This window comes from Alkalihalophilus lindianensis, from assembly GCF_032843265.1.
Lineage (GTDB): Bacteria > Bacillota > Bacilli > Bacillales > Bacillaceae_D > Alkalihalophilus > Alkalihalophilus lindianensis.
The window spans coordinates 1-276 of sequence record NZ_JAWJBA010000260.1; the positions used below are offsets into that span (position 1 = coordinate 1).

The following is a 276-nucleotide window of genomic DNA, read 5'->3' on the forward strand; positions in this document are numbered from 1 at the left end:
CGAAGATAAACAAATTGAGTTTTCTGCGGAAATGGGGTTCATGGAACAGAAGCTCAACACATTAAAACGGACTTTGGAAAAGCGAGAGCTGGATGCGAAGCTGGCCGAACAAAGAAAAAATGATGTTGTTATGTACTTGGCACACGATATAAAAACGCCCCTTACATCCGTTATCGGTTATCTGAGCCTGCTTGACGAGGCACCAGACATGCCAGTAGAGCAAAAGGCAAAGTATGTACATATCACGTTGGACAAAGCGTATCGCCTCGAACAGTT

At 44.2% G+C, this 276-nt stretch carries 1 protein-coding gene; it reads left to right on the top strand.

The annotated features are described in order from the left end of the window. Positions 1 to 276, top strand: a 276-nt coding sequence (locus tag RYX56_RS22180; RefSeq protein WP_317124095.1) for a histidine kinase dimerization/phospho-acceptor domain-containing protein, incomplete at both ends; no start/stop codon positions are given.